General features: G+C 76.3%; 2 protein-coding genes and 1 pseudogene. All 3 read left to right on the top strand.

Translation table 11 applies throughout. From position 1 onward, the window contains the following. A pseudogene (locus AC51EU_RS30305) lies at positions 1 to 259 on the top strand (urease accessory protein UreF); the annotation flags it as partial. Positions 260 to 299: 40 nt separating this feature from the next. Beyond that, on the top strand, positions 300 to 992 hold the full coding sequence (gene ureG / locus AC51EU_RS30300; protein ID WP_496270294.1) for an urease accessory protein UreG: 693 nt from the start codon (positions 300 to 302) through the stop codon (positions 990 to 992). Beyond that, a partial coding sequence (locus AC51EU_RS30295) for an urease accessory protein UreD (protein WP_496270293.1) occupies positions 989 to 1669 on the top strand: 681 nt, incomplete at its 3' end. The genes ureG and AC51EU_RS30295, both read left to right, overlap by 4 nt.

Genomic DNA, 1669 nt, shown 5'->3' with positions numbered 1-1669 from the left:
CGCGTACGCCGTCGCCTACGAAAACATCGGCGGCCCGGCCACCGCGGCCGTCCGCCTGCTGAGCCTGGACCCCTTCGACGCCACCGCCGTCCTCGCCCGCCTCGCCCCCGACCTCGACGCGATCGCCGCCGAGGCCGCGCGGACCGCGGCCCGCGTCGCCACCGAAGGCACCGGCGTCCTGCCCGCCGCCTCGGCACCGCTGCTGGACATCACCGCCGAGCAGCACGCCGCCTGGCCGGTACGGCTGTTCGCCTCCTGAGCCCCCGCCGCCCCGGCGGCCGCACCCACCTGGAGAGACCGTGCACCTCGACCACAAGGAAACCTTCCCCCAGCGCCACACCCACAGCGCCGACCCCCGCCGCCCCGACGGCACCCGTCGCGCCCTGCGCATCGGCCTCGGCGGCCCCGTCGGCACCGGCAAGACCGCCACCGTCGCCGCCCTGTGCCGCGCCCTGCGCGACGACCTGTCCATCGCGGTGGTCACCAACGACATCTACACCCGGGAGGACGCCGAGTTCCTGCTGCGCGAGGCGGTACTGCCCGCCGAGCGGATCAGCGCCGTGGAGACCGGCGCCTGCCCCCACACCGCCATCCGCGACGACATCTCCGCCAACCTGGAGGCCGTGGAGGACCTGGAGGACGGCGTCGGCCCCCTCGACCTGGTCCTGGTCGAGTCCGGCGGCGACAACCTCACCGCCACCTTCTCCAAGGGCCTGGTGGACTTCCAGATCTTCGTCATCGACGTCGCCGGCGGGGACGACATCCCCCGCAAGGGCGGCCCCGGCGTCACCACCGCCGACCTGCTGGTCATCAACAAGACCGACCTGGCCCCCTACGTCGGCGTGGACCTGGAGGGCATGGCCCGCGACGCCAAGGCCCAGCGCGGCGAACTCCCCGTCGCCTTCACCGCCCTCAAGAGCGAGAACGGCGTCGCCCCCGTCGCCGCCTGGGTCCGCGACCGCCTCGCCGACTGGACAGCGGGCGCCGCATGACCACCGCGCCCGCCACCCCCCTCGGGCCGCCCGCCGCGCCGCCGTCCCCGTCCGGGCTGCACGCCACCGCCCGTATCGTCGCCCGCGCCGACACCACGGGCACCACCCGGCTGCCGGTCCTGGACGGCGCGGGACCCTTCGCGCTGCGCCGCGTCCGCGGGCGGGGGCACACGGCCCGGGTCTGCGTGGTGGGCGCCATGAGCGCCCCGCTCGGCGGCGACCGGCTGCGCGTCGAGGCCACCGCCGAGGCGGGCGCCGCCCTGGAGATCACCGCCGTCGCCGCGACCGTCGCCCTCCCCGGCCGTACGGGCGAGAGCGCCACCTACGACGTACGGCTGACCGTCGGCGACGGCGCGGTGCTCGACTGGCTGCCCGAACCACTGATCTCCGCCGCGGGCAGCGATCTGCGCATGACCACCACCGTCGACCTCGCCCCCACCGCCCGCCTCGTCCTCCGTGAGGAGCAGGTCCTCGGGCGCAGCGGCGAGGAGACGGGGGCGCTGCGCAGCCGGCTGACGGTGCGCCGCGCGGGCCGTACCCTGATCGACCAGGAGACGGCCTACGGCGCCGGCGCCCCCGGCTGGGACACCGGTGCCGTGCTCGGCGGCAACCGGGCCGTCGGCCAGTTGCTCGTCGTCCGCCCGGAGTTCGGCGAACGGCCCCCGGAGGTACGGCTC

Source organism: Candidatus Streptomyces philanthi (assembly GCF_059553635.1).
This window is presented reverse-complemented; position numbering and strand designations above follow the sequence as displayed.